The sequence below is a fragment of the Curtobacterium sp. MCBA15_009 genome (assembly GCF_001864895.1).
Lineage (GTDB): Bacteria > Actinomycetota > Actinomycetes > Actinomycetales > Microbacteriaceae > Curtobacterium.
Genome location: NZ_MJGO01000009.1, coordinates 42,523 through 57,460 on the forward strand (window position 1 = coordinate 42,523; position 14,938 = coordinate 57,460).

Genomic DNA, 14,938 nt, shown 5'->3' on the forward strand with positions numbered 1-14,938 from the left:
GACCTACACTGGGACGACCATGGCCACCGTCGCAGCGCGCCCCCGCACCTACGAAGTCCGCACCTACGGGTGCCAGATGAACGTGCACGACTCGGAGCGGTTGAGCGGGTCGCTCCAGTCCGCCGGGTACGTCGCGGCGGACGGCGAACAGGCCGACGTCGTCGTCATCAACACCTGTGCGGTGCGGGAGAACGCGGACAACCGGTTGTACGGCAACCTCGGGCAGCTCGCGGGGATCAAGCGCGAGCACCCGGGCATGCAGATCGCCGTCGGCGGGTGCCTGGCGCAGAAGGACAAGAACGTCATCCTCGAGAAGGCGCCGTGGGTCGACGTCGTCTTCGGGACGCACAACATGGGCTCGCTGCCGACGCTGCTCGAGCGCGCACGGCACAACGACGAGGCGCAGATCGAGATCCTCGAGGCGCTCGACGTCTTCCCGTCGACGCTGCCCACCAAGCGCGATTCGACGCACAGCGGCTGGGTGTCGATCTCGGTCGGCTGCAACAACACCTGCACCTTCTGCATCGTGCCGTCGCTGCGCGGGAAGGAGAAGGACCGCCGCCCGGGCGACGTCCTGGCCGAGATCCAGGCCCTGGTCGACGACGGGGCGATCGAGGTCACCCTGCTCGGGCAGAACGTCAACTCGTACGGCGTCGAGTTCGGCGACCGGCAGGCGTTCGGCAAGCTGCTGCGGGCGGCCGGCACGATCGAAGGGCTCGAGCGCGTCCGCTTCACGAGTCCGCACCCGGCGGCGTTCACCGACGACGTCATCGACGCCATGGCCGAGACGCCGAACGTCATGCCCCAGCTGCACATGCCCCTGCAGTCCGGCTCCGACCGCGTGCTCAAGGCGATGCGTCGGAGCTACCGGAGCGAGCGGTTCCTCGGCATCCTCGACCGGGTGCGCGCGAAGATCCCGCACGCGGCGATCTCGACGGACATCATCGTCGGCTTCCCCGGCGAGACCGAGGCCGACTTCCAGGACACCCTGCGGGTCGTCGAGCAGGCGCGGTTCGCGAGCGCCTTCACGTTCCAGTACTCGATCCGCCCGGGCACGCCCGCGGCGACGATGGACGACCAGCTGCCGAAGCAGGTCGTGCAGGAACGCTACGAGCGGCTCGTCGCCCTGCAGGAGCGCATCACGGCAGAGGAGAACGCCCGCCAGGTCGGCCGCACCGTCGAGGTGCTCGTCGCCACGGGCGAGGGCAAGAAGGACGACTCGACCCGTCGCCTCTCCGGTCGAGCCGAGGACTCCCGGCTCGTGCACTTCGCCGTGCCGGACGGGTCCGACGTGCCGCGTCCCGGCGACGTCGTGTCGGTGACGATCACCCGTGCCGCGCCGCACTTCCTCATCGCCGACGGGGACGCCCCGCTGCGCATCCGTCGCACCCGCGCCGGCGACGCCTGGGACCGTGCTGAGGCCGAGAGCTGCGGCGTACCGACCCCGGCAGCGCCCGGCGACGGACCGCGTCCGGTGTCGCTCGGGCTGCCCACGCTCCGTGTCGGGCGCTGACGTCCCCGTCGGACCGGACGACCTCGGGCGCGGCCCGGTCCCGGACCACGAGGACCCCCGCGCCGCGAGCGATGCCGACCTGATCGCGGTCGTCGGTGCGACGGGGACGGGCAAGTCCGACCTCGGGATCGCGATCGCCGAGCGCTTGCGTGCCGCCGGACGGAACGCCGAGATCGTCAACGCCGACGCCATGCAGCTGTACCGCGGCCTGGACATCGGCACCGCGAAGCTGTCGCTCGACGAGCGGCACGGCATCCCGCACCACCAACTCGACGTGCTCGACGTCACCGACGAGGCGAGCGTCGCCGCGTACCAGACGGCCGCCCGCGCCGACGTCGAGCGGATCCAGGCGGACGGCGGCGTCGCCGTGCTCGTCGGGGGCAGCGGGCTCTACGTCTCCGCGGTGCTGTTCGACCTCGCGTTCCCCGGCACGGACGCGGCGCTGCGGGCACGGCTCGAGCGCGAGCACGACGAGCAGGGGCCCGGCGTGCTGCTCGAGCGGCTTCGCTCCCTCGACCCGGCCGCCGCGGCGACGATCGACGCCCGCAACCCCCGGCGGTTGATCCGGGCACTCGAGATCGCGAGCCGGTCCGAGGTCGTGACCCCGAGCCTCCCGTCCGCGCCCCGCGCCTGGCGGCCCGCCCGGATCCTGCACCTGCGTCGGGAACGCGAGCAGCTCGTCACCGCGCTGCACGCGCGGGCGGCGCGGATGTTCGCCGCCGGCCTGGTGGACGAGGTCGCTGCGCTGCGGGGGCAGGGCCTCGAGCAGGGGCGGACGGCCCGTGCCGCAATCGGGTACTCGCAGGCGCTCGACGTCCTGCGAGGCGATGCGACCGTCGACCAGGCGGTCGAGGCCACGGGCGTCGCCACGCGCAAGTACGCCCGGCGGCAGGTGTCGTGGTTCCGGCGGTACGCCGAGGCCGAGACGCTCGACGTCACCGGGGCGGACCACGGGGACCTGACGGAACTGGCCCGTAGGATCGTGCCGTGACCGAGCTGCACTTCACCAAGGGCCAGGGGACCGGTAACGACTTCGTCCTGTTCGCCGACCCCGACGCGACCGTCGACCTGACCCCGGAGCGGATCCGCGCGATCGCCGACCGACGGTTCGGCGTGGGCGGCGACGGCGTCATCCGGGCGGTGCGGTCCGAGTCGATCCCCGAGGGACGCGCCCTGGTGGCCGTCGAGCCCGCCGCGACCTGGTTCATGGACTACCACAACGCCGACGGCACGGTCGCCGAGATGTGCGGCAACGGCATTCGCGTGTTCGCGCGGTACCTGACCGAGTCCGGGCTCGTCGAGCTCGCGCCCGGCGACACGCTGACCGTCGGCAGCCGGAAGGGCCTCGTCGACATCCAGCGCACCACCAACGGCTTCGCCGCCGACCTCGGCCGGTGGGGCCTCGGCATCGAGGGCGGCGGTGCCGACGACGTGCTCGTGCGGGCGAAGAACCTCGACGGCGCGCGTCCGGGCATCGGCATCGACGTGGGCAACCCGCACGTGGTGGTCGCCGTCGCCACCGAGGACGAGCTCGCCGACCTCGACCTGACCTTCCTGCCCGTGCTCGACCCGGCACCCGAGCACGGAGCCAACGTCGAGTTCGTGCTGCCGGGCGACCCGCTCATCAACGACGGCGTCGGCGAGATCACGATGCGGGTGCACGAGCGGGGGAGCGGCGAGACCCTCTCGTGCGGGACCGGCGCCGTGGCGGCCGCGCTCGCGACCCGGTACTGGGTCGGTTCCGGTGCGCCGGACACCTGGCGGGTACGGGTGCCGGGTGGCGTCGTCACCGTGCGGATGTTCGCGGCGGAGGACGGCGAGCACGTCTCGCTGTCGGGGCCGGCCGAGCTGGTGTTCTCGGGGGACCTGACGGTCTGACGCGGGGGCGCGGCGCCGCGGGCGGGCGGGGGTCGGGCGGCGCGGTGGCACGGCGCGCTTGGTGAGCAGAAATGGTCGAGTGCGCTGCGGTGATCCGACGTTTTCTGCTCACAAAGCGCCTGCCGCTCCCCGCGCGCGCCCTGAGCGCCGCGCCGCAGCGGGCGCGAGCGGCGCACGCGCCGCGCGCACGCGCACCGGCGCGCCCTACGCGCTGCGCTGCACCCGGATGACTCGGAAGCCCTTCGCCGTCGACTCCCGGGTGACCGAGTACCCCGAGCCGAGCGCGCCGACGAGCCACTTCTGCAGCGAGTCGCCCCCGAGGTCCTTCGACACGACGAGCCAGGCGTCGCCCCCGACCTCGAGCCGGGGCAGCCACGTCAGCAGGATCTGGTGCAGCTCGTCCTTGCCGACGCGGATCGGCGGGTTCGACCAGATCGTCCGGAAGCGCAGGTCGTCGGGCACGTCGCCCGGTGCCGCGACGGTCACGTTCGTCAGCCCGGCTGCGGTGGCGTTCGCCCGCGCGAGCCCGAGCACCCGTTCGTTGACGTCGACGCCCCACACCTGCGCCTCGGGCGACTCGAGCGCCATCGTGATCGCGATCGGCCCCCACCCGCAGCCGATGTCGAGCAGGGCCCCGTCAGGGGCGGGCGACGGCACCGAGCCGAGCAACACACGCGTGCCCCGGTCGACGCCGTCGGGGCTGAAGACCCCGGCCGCGGTGGTCAGTGTGAGCGGCCGGCCGGCCAGGGTGACGTCGATCTGGCGTTCGCGGGTGTCCGACGAGGGGTTCGCGGAGAAGTAGTGGTCGTTCGCCATGGAAGAACCGTACCGGGAACCCCGTGTGTCAACGGGGCGCCGGAGGTACCCTGTGGACAGGATGACGGATACCCATCAGCAGAACCACCAGACCAACGACGACAGCGCAGACGGTGTCGTCGAACGGGTGTTGCGCAACGCCGACCACCGCGCAGCATCGTCCATCTTCGCCCCCGCCCAGGCGATCCAGACCCGATCGGTCGACGACCGCGGGTGGGACGGCGACGGCGACCAGTACGACCGCGAGGACCGGGCGGCCCTGCGCCGCGTCGCCGGCCTCTCCACCGAACTCGAGGACGTCACCGAGGTCGAGTACCGCCAGCTGCGGCTCGAGCAGGTCGTCCTCATCGGCGTGTACCCCCAGGGCGATGCCTCGGACGCCGAGAACTCCCTCCGCGAACTCGCGGCATTGGCCGAGACCGCGGGCGCCGTGGTGCTCGACGGGCTCCTGCAGCGCCGACCGAACCCGGACCCGGCCACCTACCTCGGCAAGGGCAAGGCCCAGGAACTCGCGATGGTGGTCAAGGCCACCGGCGCCGACACGGTCATCGCCGACACCGAACTCGCCCCCTCGCAGCGCCGTGCGCTCGAGGACGTCGTGAAGGTGAAGGTCATCGACCGCACGGCCGTGATCCTCGACATCTTCAGTCAGCACGCGAAGACCCGCGAGGGCAAGGCCCAGGTCGAGCTCGCCCAGCTGCAGTACCTGCTGCCGCGACTGCGTGGTTGGGGTGAGTCGATGTCCCGGCAGGCCGGTGGCCAGGTCTCCGGCGGTGCGGGCATGGGCTCGCGCGGCCCCGGTGAGACGAAGATGGAGCTCGACCGCCGCAAGATCCACACGCGGATGGCGAAGCTCCGACGGCAGATCGCCGGCTTCACCCCGGCCCGCGAGGCCAAGCGTGCCGAGCGCAACCGCAACGAGGTACCGAGCGTCGCGATCGCCGGCTACACGAACGCCGGCAAGTCCTCGCTCCTGAACCGGCTGACGAGCGCCGGTGTGCTCGTGCAGAACCAGCTGTTCGCGACGCTGGACGCCACCGTGCGTCGGACCGAGAGCGCCAAGGGCCGGGAGTTCACGTTCGTCGACACCGTCGGCTTCGTGCGGAACCTGCCGCACCAGCTGGTCGAGGCCTTCCGCTCCACGCTCGAGGAGGTCGGCGACGCCGACGTCATCGTGCACGTCGTGGACGGCTCCCACCCCGACCCGGGCGCGCAGTTGGCGACCGTCCGCGAGGTCATCGGCGAGGTGGGTGCCCGTGACATCCCCGAGGTCGTCGTCTTCAACAAGGCGGACCTGATCGACGACGCCCAGCGTCTGGTGCTCGTCGGGCTCGTCCCGGACGCGGTCTTCGTGTCGGCTCGAACCGGCGAGGGCGTCGCCGAGCTCCTCCGCGTCATCGAGGACCGGCTGCCCGAACCCGACGTCGAGCTCACCGTCGTCGTGCCGTACGACCGCGGGGACCTGGTGTCCTCGCTGCACGACGCGGGTTCCGTCGAGACGGTCGACTACGTCGAGGACGGCACCCGCCTGCGGGTGCGCGTCTTCCAGCGGCAGGTCGCCGAGCTCGACCCCTACGTGGTCACGCCGGTCGCGTCCTGACCTGCGTCCGCTGACGCGCTCCGGCCGGGAGGCACGGGGCGCGTCCGGCGGTCCGCCGCGCGGTGTCCCGTGGCGCGTCGCGTCGGTGCGTCGGCGCCGGGTTCCTCGCTGAGGGAGCCGGTTCAGGCCACGGCGCCGTCGGAGAGCGCGGTGTGGTGTCCGGAACCTGGTTCCGCCCGACCGGTCGACGGCGTGCGGACATCACCGACGCGACGAGGCGGTCGGCCGCTGCGAGGCCCGGCCAGCCGGGGACCTGCCGGCTCAGATGGAGCGGAGGACCGCCACCACCTTGCCGAGCACGGACGCGGCGTCCCCGAGGATCGGCTCGAACGCCGAGTTCCGCGGCAGCAGCCAGGTGTGCCCGTCGCGCTGGCGGAAGACCTTGACGGTGGCCTCTTCGTCGAGCATCGCCGCGACGATGTCGCCGTTGTCGGCCGTCTGCTGCGCGCGGACGACCACCCAGTCGCCGTCGCAGATCGCGGCGTCGATCATCGACTCGCCCACGACCTTGAGCATGAAGAGGTCACCGGTGCCCACGAGCTGACGCGGCAGCGGCACGATCTCGTCGACGTGCTGCTCGGCGGTGATCGGCACACCGGCGGCGATCCGACCGACGAGCGGCACGAGGGTCGTGGCGTCGACGTCGGGGGAGTCTGCGTCGGACGACGGCTCGTCGACCAGGACCTCGAGTGCCCGGGGGCGGTTCGGGTCGCGTCGGATCCAGCCGCCGAGCTCGAGCTGCCCGAGCTGGTGCGAGACGCTCGACAGCGAGGACAGCCCGGCCGCGTCACCGATCTCCCGCATGCTCGGCGGGTAACCGCGCGAGGCGATCGACGCTCGGATCGCGTCGAGGATCGCCTGCTGCTTCGCGGTCAGCGGCTTCTGGCCCCGCAGTTCGTCCACCACGTCGTCTCGCTTTCGTCGGTGCCGGAGCGGTCGTGGCGGGAATGTCGGTGGTCCCCGCTTGACTTGTCCCAGTCGCTCGAAACAGTATCCGACTGGTCCAAGCCGGACAAACACCTGTTCGAGCGTGTCGCAAGAAAATCCCCCACAAATCCTCTCCCAGGGCTTGTGTGACCTCCGGTTCGAAACTATGTTCGGTACACGACTTCGGTTGACCGAACGGGAAGGCACCACCGACATGAGCACCATCGCCATCGCTGACACCCAGCGCACCGCGACTCCCGCCGTGCGGACGCGCCTGCGGCTCACCCGCCGGGGCCGTGTCGTCTTCACCACGCTCGCCGCGGTCCCACTCCTGGTCGGCGTCGCCCTCGCGATGCTGAACGGCGGGCAGGCGTCCGCCGGAGACTCGGCTTCCGGCGGCAACCACGCCGACTTCGCCACCGTGACGGTCGAGCCGGGGGAGACGCTGTGGCAGCTCGCCGAGCAGACCGCTCCGAACGCCGACCCCCGTGACTTCGTGCAGGACGTCGTGAGCCTCAATGCGCTCGACGGCTCCGAGCTGCAGGCCGGCGAGCAGATCGCCATCCCGACCAAGTACGCAACCGGCGAGTAGTCGGCGGTCCCTCCGCCTTCCCGGCGGACTGTCCGGCGACGCGGTCCCAGAGGGCGACCCGTTGACGGCGGGGCGCCGCCGTCTCAGATGACGGCCCGTTGATGGCCGAGCGCGGCTGTCGGGGTGGACGGTCCGTCCCGTCGACGGCCGATCGTCGCCGTCGGGGCGGACGGTCCGTCGGCGGCCGAGCGCCGCCGTCCGGGCAGACGGTCCGTCGGCGGTCGAGCGCCCTACGATGGATCGGTGGCATTCACGCTGGACGACCTCCCGATCCGAGACGACCTCCGCGGTCAGAGCCCCTACGGCGCTCCGCAGAAGCACGTCCGCGTCCAACTCAACGTCAACGAGAACACGCATCCGGTGCCGGACGCCGTCGCCGAGGACATCCTCGCCTCGATCCGGCAGGCCCTCGCCACCGTGAACCGCTACCCCGACCGTGAGTTCACCGAGCTGCGCCGGTCGTTGGCCGACTATCTCGGGCACGACCTCACGGTGGACCAGCTCTGGGCGGCGAACGGCTCGAACGAGGTCCTCCAGCAGCTGTTGCAGGCATTCGGCGGCCCGGGGCGCTCGGTGCTCGGGTTCCCGCCCACGTACTCCATGCACTCGATCCTCGCTGCAGGGACCGGAACGCGGTGGATCCCGGCGCAGCGTGACGACGAGTTCCGCACCTCGCCCGAGACCGTCGTGGCCGCGATCGAGGCACACCAGCCGGACATCGTGTTCCTGTGCGGGCCGAACAACCCCACCGGCACCCCGCTGCCCATCGAGACGATCGAGGCCGCCTACGCCGCCACCGACGGCATCGTGATGGTGGACGAGGCCTACGCCGAGTTCATGCCGTCGGACGCGCCGTCGGCGCTGTCCCTGCTGCCGGGGCGGCCGCGGCTCGTCGTGTCGCGCACCATGAGCAAGGCGTTCGCGTTCGCGGGTGCGCGCGTCGGGTACCTGGCCGCCGACCCCGCGGTCGTCGACGCCCTCCGGCTCGTGCGCCTGCCGTACCACCTGTCCGCGCTGACGCAGGCGGCGGCCGTCGCCGCACTGCGGCACGCGCCCGCCATGCTGGCGATGGTCGACGACATCAAGGAGCAGCGGGACCGGATGGTCACCGAGCTGCAGGCCATGGGGTACCGGACCTACGAGACGTGGTCGAACTTCGTGCTGTTCGGCGGGGTGGCGGACCCGCACGCCGCCTTCGAGGCGCTGCTCGACCAGGACGTCATCGTCCGCGACCTCGGCATCCCGAACCACCTGCGCGTGAGTGCGGGGACCGCCGAGGAGACCACCGCCTTCCTCGACGCGATGCGCCGCGTCGCCGCCGTGCAGCCGCCGGTTAGGGTGGACGCATGACCGCCCGCACCGCCTCGATCAGCCGCAGCACGAGCGAGTCGAGTGTCGAACTCGAGCTCGACCTGGACGGTACCGGTACCTCGGACATCTCGACGAGCGTGCCGTTCTTCGACCACATGCTGACGGCGTTCAGCAAGCACTCGCTCATCGACCTGCGCGTGCGCTCGACCGGTGACACCGACATCGACGTGCACCACACCGTCGAGGACACCGGCATCGTGCTCGGCCAGGCGATCAAGCAGGCGCTCGGCGACCGGTCCGGCATCGGCCGCTACGGCGACGCCCTCGTGCCGCTCGACGAGGCCCTGGCCCAGGCCGTCGTCGACGTGTCCGGCCGTCCGTACCTCGTGCACACCGGCGAGCCGGCCGGCTTCGAGTTCCACCGCATCGGCGGGCACTTCACCGGGTCGATGGTCCGGCACGTGTTCGAGGCGATCACCGTCAACGCGGGCATCACCGTGCACGTGCGGGTGGTCGAGGGGCGCGACCCCCACCACATCGCCGAGGCCGAGTTCAAGGCCTTCGCCCGTGCGATGCGCAAGGCCGTCGAACGCGACCCGCGGGTCGTCGGCATCCCCTCCACGAAGGGCGCACTGTGAGCGCGCGGCCGAACGTCGTCGTCCTCGACTACGGGTCGGGGAACGTGCACTCCGCCGCGAAGGCACTCGAGCGCGCCGGCGCCGACGTGACCCTGACGGCCGACAAGCAGGCGGCGCTGCAGGCGGACGGGCTGCTCGTGCCGGGCGTCGGGGCGTTCGCCGCCGTGATCGACCAGCTCGAGGGCGTCCGCGGGGGTGAGATCGTCGACCACCGTCTGGCCGGTGGCCGTCCGGTGCTCGGCATCTGCGTCGGCATGCAGGTCCTGTTCTCACGCGGCATCGAACGCGGTGCCGACGTCGAGGGCCTCGGGCAGTGGCCGGGCACCGTCGAGCAGCTCGAGGCCGAGGTCCTGCCGCACATGGGCTGGAACACCGTGCAGGCACCGGAGGACTCCGTCCTGTTCGACGGCCTGCACGACGAGCGCTTCTACTTCGTGCACTCGTACGGTGTGACCGACTTCCCGCTCGAGGCCTACGGCCCGTTCCGTGCGCCCCGGCTCACCTGGGCCGAGCACGGGCAGCGCTTCGTCGCCGCCGTCGAGAACGGTCCGCTCACCGCGACCCAGTTCCACCCCGAGAAGTCCGGGGAGCCGGGCATCCGCCTGCTCACCAACTGGGTGCAGTCGCTCTGAACCCGGCCGACGACGGACGCACGCGTCCGTGCCGGACGTGATCCGGGCCTCCCGGCCGTCGCCCCGACCACCGCACGACCCGAACCGCACCAGCACCACGACGAGACCGACAGGACCATGACCGACCGCACCGACACCCCGCCCCTCGTCCTGCTGCCCGCCGTCGACGTCGTCGACGGCCAGGCGGTGCGCCTGACCCAGGGCGAGGCCGGCAGCGAGACGTCCTACGGCGACCCGGTCACCGCGGCGCGGACCTGGCGGGAGCAGGGCGCCGAGTGGATCCACCTCGTGGACCTCGACGCGGCCTTCGGCCGTGGCGACAACCGGGCCCTCGTCGCGCAGGCGATCCGCGAGGTCGACGGTGTCGCGGTCGAGCTCTCCGGCGGCATCCGTGACGACGCCTCGCTCGAGGCGGCGCTCGCCACGGGTGCGGCGCGCGTGAACCTCGGGACCGCCGCCCTCGAGGACCCGGAGTGGGCCGCTCGGGTGATCGGCGAGTACGGCGAGCAGATCGCCGTCGGCCTCGACGTGCGCGGCACGACCCTGGCGAGCCGCGGGTGGACCGAGGACGCCGGCGACCTGTGGGAGGTGCTCGACCGCCTCGAGGCGGCCGGGTGCGCCCGCTACGTGGTGACCGACGTCACGAAGGACGGCACGCTGCAGGGCCCGAACGTGGAGCTGCTCCGGCAGGTGTGCGACCGGACCGACAAGCCGGTGGTGGCCTCGGGCGGGATCTCGACCCTCGAGGACCTCCGTGCGCTCCGCGCGCTCGTGCCGCACGGCCTCGAGGGCGCGATCATCGGCAAGGCGCTCTACTCCGGGGCGTTCACGCTGCCGGCCGCGCTCGACGTCGCCGCGGAGTAGCCGCGTGGCGGGAATCTCGAACGGACGGGGCACCGGGCCCGACGCGGACGACACCGCCGGTGTCGCAGCTGCGGCGGACTCCGCGGGCCATCCCTGGGCCGGCCGGACGTTCGACCACCACGACACCGCGTTCGCCGACGACGACGGGCTCGCCGACCCGGCCCTGGTCGCGGCGATCGGCGCCCTGACCACGGGAGCCCCGCAGGGCGCGGTCGTCGACGCCCTGCGCTCCGCCCGCTTGCTCATCCCGCTCATCGCCGAGGCCGGCGACGTCGGTACGACCGAGACCGGCGCGCTCGTCGACAAGACCCAGGAGCTCTCGATCGTCACGGTCGCCGGGCCGGACGGCCGCAGCGTCATGCCGGCCTTCACGTCGGTCGACGCCATGCACGCGTGGGACCCGGACGCGCGCCCCGTCCCGGTGGAGTCCCGCCGGGTGGCGATGGCCGCGGCGAGCGAGGACACCCAGCTCGTCGTCCTCGACCCGAAGTCGCCGACCGAGTTCGTGCTGCGCCGTCCCGCGGTGTGGGCGCTCGGGCAGGACCTGCCCTGGACGCCCTGCTTCGAGGACCCCGACGTCGCGGGGGCGTTCGCGGCGTCGGTGCAGGGCGAGCCGAGCGTCGCGCGGGTCGAACTCGCGCCGGGCGACCCGGTCGGTCGCTTCGCCGGACCCGAGCTGACGGTGGGCCTCGCGCTGCACCCCGGCCTCGACCGCGAGCAGGTCGCGGCGCTCGTCGGTCGGCTGCAGCAGCGGTGGGCCACCGACGCCGTCATCGCCGAGCGGGTCGACAGCATGCGGGTCGCCCTCCGCGCCGCCTGATCCACCGACCCCGCAGCGCGGGGCCAGGGGCGCGGCGACGCCGCGGACACGGCCGCGGCACCGACCGGGACCCGACGCAGCCCCGGCTCGGCCCCGGCCCGGCCCGGTGCTGCTGCGGCGGTGCGACCCCGGTCGGGGGGCCGCCGCCGGTACGATGACGGGGTGAGCCCGAACCCGACGACCAACCCCACCGGCGCGACCACCCACGGTCCGACGGGGCGTCCCGTCCGCGAGTTCCCCGTGCCCGAGGAGCTCGACAGCACCGGACCCGCCCGCATCATCGCGCTCTGCAACCAGAAGGGCGGCGTCGGCAAGACCACGACCGCCATCAACCTCGGCGCGGCGCTCGCCGAGTACGGCCGCAAGGTCCTCGCCGTCGACTTCGACCCGCAGGGTGCGCTGTCCGCGGGCCTCGGCGTCCGCACGCACGACATCCACACCGTCTACGACCTGCTCATGGGCGCCGTGAAGGACCCGAACCAGGTCATCCAGCCGACGAACACCCCCGGGCTCGACGTCATCCCCGCGAACATCGACCTGTCCGCTGCCGAGGTGCACCTGGTCAACGAGGTCGCCCGCGAGCAGATCCTGGCGAGCGTGCTCCGCAAGGTCGCGAACGACTACGACGTGATCCTGGTCGACTGCCAGCCGTCGCTCGGGCTGCTCACCGTCAACGCGCTGACGGCGGCGCACGGGGTGCTCATCCCGCTCGAGTGCGAGTTCTTCGCGCTCCGCGGTGTCGCCCTGCTCATCGAGACGATCGACAAGGTGCGCGACCGCCTCAACCCGGCGCTGACGCTCGACGGCATCCTGGCGACCATGTACGACTCGCGCACGCTGCACTCCCGCGAGGTCATGGAACGCGTCGTCGACACCTTCGACGACCGGGTGCTCGACACCGTCATCGGCCGCACCGTCCGGTTCCCCGACGCCACGGTGTCCGCGCGCCCCATCACCCAGACCGCTCCCGACCACGCGGCCGCACACGCCTACCGGCAGCTCGCACGAGAGCTCGTCCAGCGTGGCGCCGTCGCCTGAGCCGGGGTTCCGGGTCCGGCTCGCCAACTTCGACGGGCCGTTCGACCTCCTGCTCTCGCTCATCACGAAGCACGAGCTGGACATCACCGAGGTCTCCCTCGGCGCCGTGACGGGTGAGTTCATCGCCTACGTCCGGCAGGCCGAGTCCGCCGACGAACTCGACGAGGCAAGCGAGTTCCTCGTCGTCGCCGCGACCCTGCTCGACCTGAAGATCGTCGGGCTGCTGCCGCAGGGCGAGCTCGTCGACGCCGAGGACGTCGCCCTGCTCGAGGCCCGCGACCTGCTGTTCGCACGCCTGCTGCAGTACCGCGCGTTCAAGCAGGCGGCCGACTGGTTCGGGGAGCGCTGGGGCGTCGAGTCCCGCCGGCACGTGCGGAGCGTCCGGCTCGAGGAGCGCTTCCGCGCCCGCACGCCCGAACTCGTCTGGACGCTGTCCGTCCAGGACTTCGCGGCGCTGGCGGCGGTGGCGTTCGCGCCGAAGGAGATCCCCACGGTCGGACTCGACCACCTGCACGCGCCGCTCATCAGCATCCGCGAGCAGGCCGCGATCGTCGTCTCGATCCTCCGCACCCGCTCCGACGAGGACGTCTCGTTCCGCGACCTGGTCGCCGGCGTGCTGGAGACGGGTATCGTGGTGGCTCGCTTCCTCGCGATCCTCGAGCTGTACCGGAACGCGTCGATCTCGTTCGAGCAGCTCGAGCCGCTCGGGGAGCTGACACTCCGGTGGACCGCCGAGGACTGGTCCGACGAGAGCCTCGCCAACCTGGGAGCCGACTATGACGGATGACGCGCACGACCCGTCCAGCGCCGAACCCGGCGGGGCCGACGAGATCGCCGACGCCCGCGCGATCGAGCACCTGGTGCACGAGGCGGACACGCAGACGATCCCGGTCGACCGCCAGCTCGAGGCGATCCTCATGATCGCCGACGAGCCGCAGTCGCTCGTGGCCCTCGCGGCCGCCGTCGGTGCTCCCGTCCCCGCGGTCCGCCAGGCCGTCGAGCGCCTCGTCGCGGACTTCGACGGCGTCGACGGCACGGTCCGCCGCGGCTTCGAACTCCGCGAGGTCGGCGGCGGCTGGCGCTTCTACGTCCGCCAGGACCTCGACGCGGTCGTCGAGCAGTTCGTCGAGGCCGAACGGCCGTCGCGACTGTCGCAGGCCGCGCTCGAGACGCTCGCCGTGGTCGCCTACAAGCAGCCGATCACCCGCTCGCAGATCGCGTCCATCCGCGCCGTCAACGTCGACGGCGTCGTCCGCACCCTGGTCGCGCGTGGTCTCATCGAGGAGTCGTTCACCGACGCCGAGACCGGCGCCATCAACTACGTCACGTCCGATCTGCTCCTGCAGCAGCTCGGCATCAACTCGCTCGACGAGCTGCCGCTCATCTCGCCCCTCCTGGACGACGGTGCGGACGGCTTCGAGCAGAACGAAGGGATCCCCGATGGCCGGGTTTGACGACCGGGGGCGCGGCGCGCCCCGAGACCGAGACGACCGCAACGGACGCTCAGGAGGCCCGGATCGCCCCGGGCGTCCGGCTGCCGGCCGCGGCGGGGCCGGCTCCGGCGCCGGTGGCCGCTCCGGCGGGTACGGTCGCGACGACCGCGGGGGCGCACGCCCGCCGCGCGACGACGACCGTCGCGGCGGGTACCCGTCGCGCGACGACCGCGGCGGCGACCGTGGTGGCTACCGGGGTCGTGACGACCGTGCCGGTGGTGGCGACCGTGGTGGGTACCGTGGGGCTTCGGCTCCGCGTGACGATCGCGGTGGGTACCGGGGCCGTGACGACCGTGGGGCCTCGGCTCCGCGTGACGATCGTGGTGGGTACCGGGGCCGTGACGACCGTGGGGCTTCGGCTCCGCGTGACGATCGTGGTGGGTACCGGGGCCGGGACGACCGCGCCGGTGGTGGCGATCGTGGCGGGTACCGTGGCGGCGCTCCGCGTGACGATCGTGGTGGGTACCGGGGTCGTGACGACCGTAGCTCGGCTCCCCGCGAGGACCGTGGCGGCTACCGGGGTCGTGACGACCGCAGCGCGGCTCCGCGCGACGACCGTGGTGGGTACCGCGGCCGTGACGAGCGCAGCGCGGCTCCGCGCGACGACCGCGGCGGCTACCGGGGTCGTGACGACCGCAGCTCGGCTCCGCGTGACGACCGCGGCGGCTACCGCGGTCGTGACGACCGTGACGGCGCACGACCGAACCCCCGCGGAACCGGGGAATCCCGTGGTTCCGGAGCACCTCGGTGGGGCGGAGCGGACCGGAACCGCGGGCGCGACGACCGCAGCTCGGCGCCGCGTGACGACCGCGGCGG

15 protein-coding genes and 1 pseudogene are annotated in these 14,938 nt (G+C 72.5%); 14 read left to right on the forward strand and 2 right to left on the reverse strand.

Going from position 1 to position 14,938, the window contains the following annotated elements:
- Window positions 1-19 precede the first annotated feature (19 nt).
- Genes miaB through dapF form a run of 3 tightly spaced genes read left to right on the forward strand, consistent with a single transcriptional unit; the run spans window position 20 to window position 3,391 of the window.
- Window positions 20-1,513 carry a tRNA (N6-isopentenyl adenosine(37)-C2)-methylthiotransferase MiaB gene (gene miaB / locus BIU97_RS03780; protein ID WP_071297112.1) on the forward strand — a complete coding sequence of 498 codons (1,494 nt, stop codon included), beginning with the start codon at window positions 20-22 and terminating at the stop codon, window positions 1,511-1,513.
- Window positions 1,500-2,504: a tRNA (adenosine(37)-N6)-dimethylallyltransferase MiaA gene (gene miaA / locus BIU97_RS03785; RefSeq protein WP_441294388.1), complete on the forward strand. Its 1,005-nt coding sequence runs from the start codon at window positions 1,500-1,502 to the stop codon at window positions 2,502-2,504. The genes miaB and miaA overlap by 14 nt, the downstream gene beginning before the upstream one ends.
- The gene (gene dapF / locus BIU97_RS03790) at window positions 2,501-3,391 is read left to right on the forward strand and encodes a diaminopimelate epimerase (protein WP_071257685.1); all 891 of its coding nucleotides are present in this window, start codon (window positions 2,501-2,503) and stop codon (window positions 3,389-3,391) included. The genes miaA and dapF overlap by 4 nt, the downstream gene beginning before the upstream one ends.
- Window positions 3,392-3,595: 204 nt before the next feature.
- Here dapF and BIU97_RS03795 read toward each other — a convergent pair whose 3' ends face one another.
- Window positions 3,596-4,207, reverse strand: coding sequence for a class I SAM-dependent methyltransferase (locus BIU97_RS03795; RefSeq protein WP_071257687.1), 612 nt, complete (start codon window positions 4,205-4,207; stop codon window positions 3,596-3,598).
- A gap of 259 nt (window positions 4,208-4,466) precedes the next feature.
- Between BIU97_RS03795 and hflX the strand changes: the two are divergent.
- Together hflX and BIU97_RS18555 are read left to right on the forward strand one after the other, a co-directional pair.
- Window positions 4,467-5,555: pseudogene (gene hflX, locus BIU97_RS03800) on the forward strand (GTPase HflX); the annotation flags it as partial.
- A 3-nt stretch (window positions 5,556-5,558) separates the two neighbouring features.
- A complete protein-coding gene (locus BIU97_RS18555; protein ID WP_441294389.1) occupies window positions 5,559-5,807 on the forward strand; it encodes a hypothetical protein in 249 nt (82 codons plus the stop codon).
- Between the two features lie 261 nt (window positions 5,808-6,068).
- Here BIU97_RS18555 and lexA read toward each other — a convergent pair whose 3' ends face one another.
- A complete protein-coding gene (gene lexA / locus BIU97_RS03805) occupies window positions 6,069-6,713 on the reverse strand; it encodes a transcriptional repressor LexA (RefSeq protein ID WP_071257697.1) in 645 nt (214 codons plus the stop codon).
- 235 nt (window positions 6,714-6,948) lie between these two features.
- On the opposite strand from lexA, the gene BIU97_RS03810 reads away from it, so the two are divergent.
- The 9 genes from BIU97_RS03810 (at window position 6,949) to scpB (ending at window position 14,083) form a co-directional block, all read left to right on the forward strand.
- Window positions 6,949-7,326 carry a LysM peptidoglycan-binding domain-containing protein gene (locus tag BIU97_RS03810; RefSeq protein ID WP_071257825.1) on the forward strand — a complete coding sequence of 126 codons (378 nt, stop codon included), beginning with the start codon at window positions 6,949-6,951 and terminating at the stop codon, window positions 7,324-7,326.
- A gap of 243 nt (window positions 7,327-7,569) precedes the next feature.
- Window positions 7,570-8,676 (forward strand): histidinol-phosphate transaminase, encoded by a 1,107-nt coding sequence (locus BIU97_RS03815; protein WP_071257828.1) that lies wholly within the window; start codon window positions 7,570-7,572, stop codon window positions 8,674-8,676.
- Complete coding sequence (gene hisB / locus BIU97_RS03820; RefSeq protein ID WP_071257700.1) at window positions 8,673-9,275, forward strand: imidazoleglycerol-phosphate dehydratase HisB; 603 nt, start codon at window positions 8,673-8,675, stop codon at window positions 9,273-9,275. Before BIU97_RS03815 ends, hisB begins: the two co-directional genes overlap by 4 nt.
- Complete coding sequence (gene hisH, locus BIU97_RS03825) at window positions 9,272-9,907, forward strand: imidazole glycerol phosphate synthase subunit HisH (RefSeq protein WP_071257701.1); 636 nt, start codon at window positions 9,272-9,274, stop codon at window positions 9,905-9,907. Before hisB ends, hisH begins: the two co-directional genes overlap by 4 nt.
- Before the next feature lie 117 nt (window positions 9,908-10,024).
- Window positions 10,025-10,771 carry a bifunctional 1-(5-phosphoribosyl)-5-((5-phosphoribosylamino)methylideneamino)imidazole-4-carboxamide isomerase/phosphoribosylanthranilate isomerase PriA gene (gene priA / locus BIU97_RS03830; protein ID WP_071257707.1) on the forward strand — a complete coding sequence of 249 codons (747 nt, stop codon included), beginning with the start codon at window positions 10,025-10,027 and terminating at the stop codon, window positions 10,769-10,771.
- Window positions 10,772-10,775: 4 nt separating this feature from the next.
- The gene (locus BIU97_RS03835) at window positions 10,776-11,591 is read left to right on the forward strand and encodes an SseB family protein (protein WP_071297113.1); all 816 of its coding nucleotides are present in this window, start codon (window positions 10,776-10,778) and stop codon (window positions 11,589-11,591) included.
- Window positions 11,592-11,753: 162 nt separating this feature from the next.
- Window positions 11,754-12,629 carry a ParA family protein gene (locus BIU97_RS03840; RefSeq protein WP_071257714.1) on the forward strand — a complete coding sequence of 292 codons (876 nt, stop codon included), beginning with the start codon at window positions 11,754-11,756 and terminating at the stop codon, window positions 12,627-12,629.
- Entirely contained in the window at window positions 12,613-13,416 is an 804-nt protein-coding gene (locus BIU97_RS03845) for a segregation and condensation protein A (protein WP_071257719.1), read from the forward strand. The genes BIU97_RS03840 and BIU97_RS03845 overlap by 17 nt, the downstream gene beginning before the upstream one ends.
- Window positions 13,406-14,083 carry an SMC-Scp complex subunit ScpB gene (gene scpB, locus BIU97_RS03850; protein ID WP_254782879.1) on the forward strand — a complete coding sequence of 226 codons (678 nt, stop codon included), beginning with the start codon at window positions 13,406-13,408 and terminating at the stop codon, window positions 14,081-14,083. The genes BIU97_RS03845 and scpB overlap by 11 nt, the downstream gene beginning before the upstream one ends.
- The last annotated feature ends 855 nt before the right edge of the window (window positions 14,084-14,938 follow it).

Coding starts and splice junctions, on each gene's coding strand:
- scpB (WP_254782879.1), top strand. CDS start 13,406: ATGACGGATGACGCGCACGACCCGTCCAGCGCCGAACCCGGCGGGGCC.
- priA (WP_071257707.1), top strand. CDS start 10,025: ATGACCGACCGCACCGACACCCCGCCCCTCGTCCTGCTGCCCGCCGTC.
- BIU97_RS03795 (WP_071257687.1), bottom strand. CDS start 4,207: ATGGCGAACGACCACTACTTCTCCGCGAACCCCTCGTCGGACACCCGC.
- miaB (WP_071297112.1), top strand. CDS start 20: ATGGCCACCGTCGCAGCGCGCCCCCGCACCTACGAAGTCCGCACCTAC.
- BIU97_RS03810 (WP_071257825.1), top strand. CDS start 6,949: ATGAGCACCATCGCCATCGCTGACACCCAGCGCACCGCGACTCCCGCC.
- hisB (WP_071257700.1), top strand. CDS start 8,673: ATGACCGCCCGCACCGCCTCGATCAGCCGCAGCACGAGCGAGTCGAGT.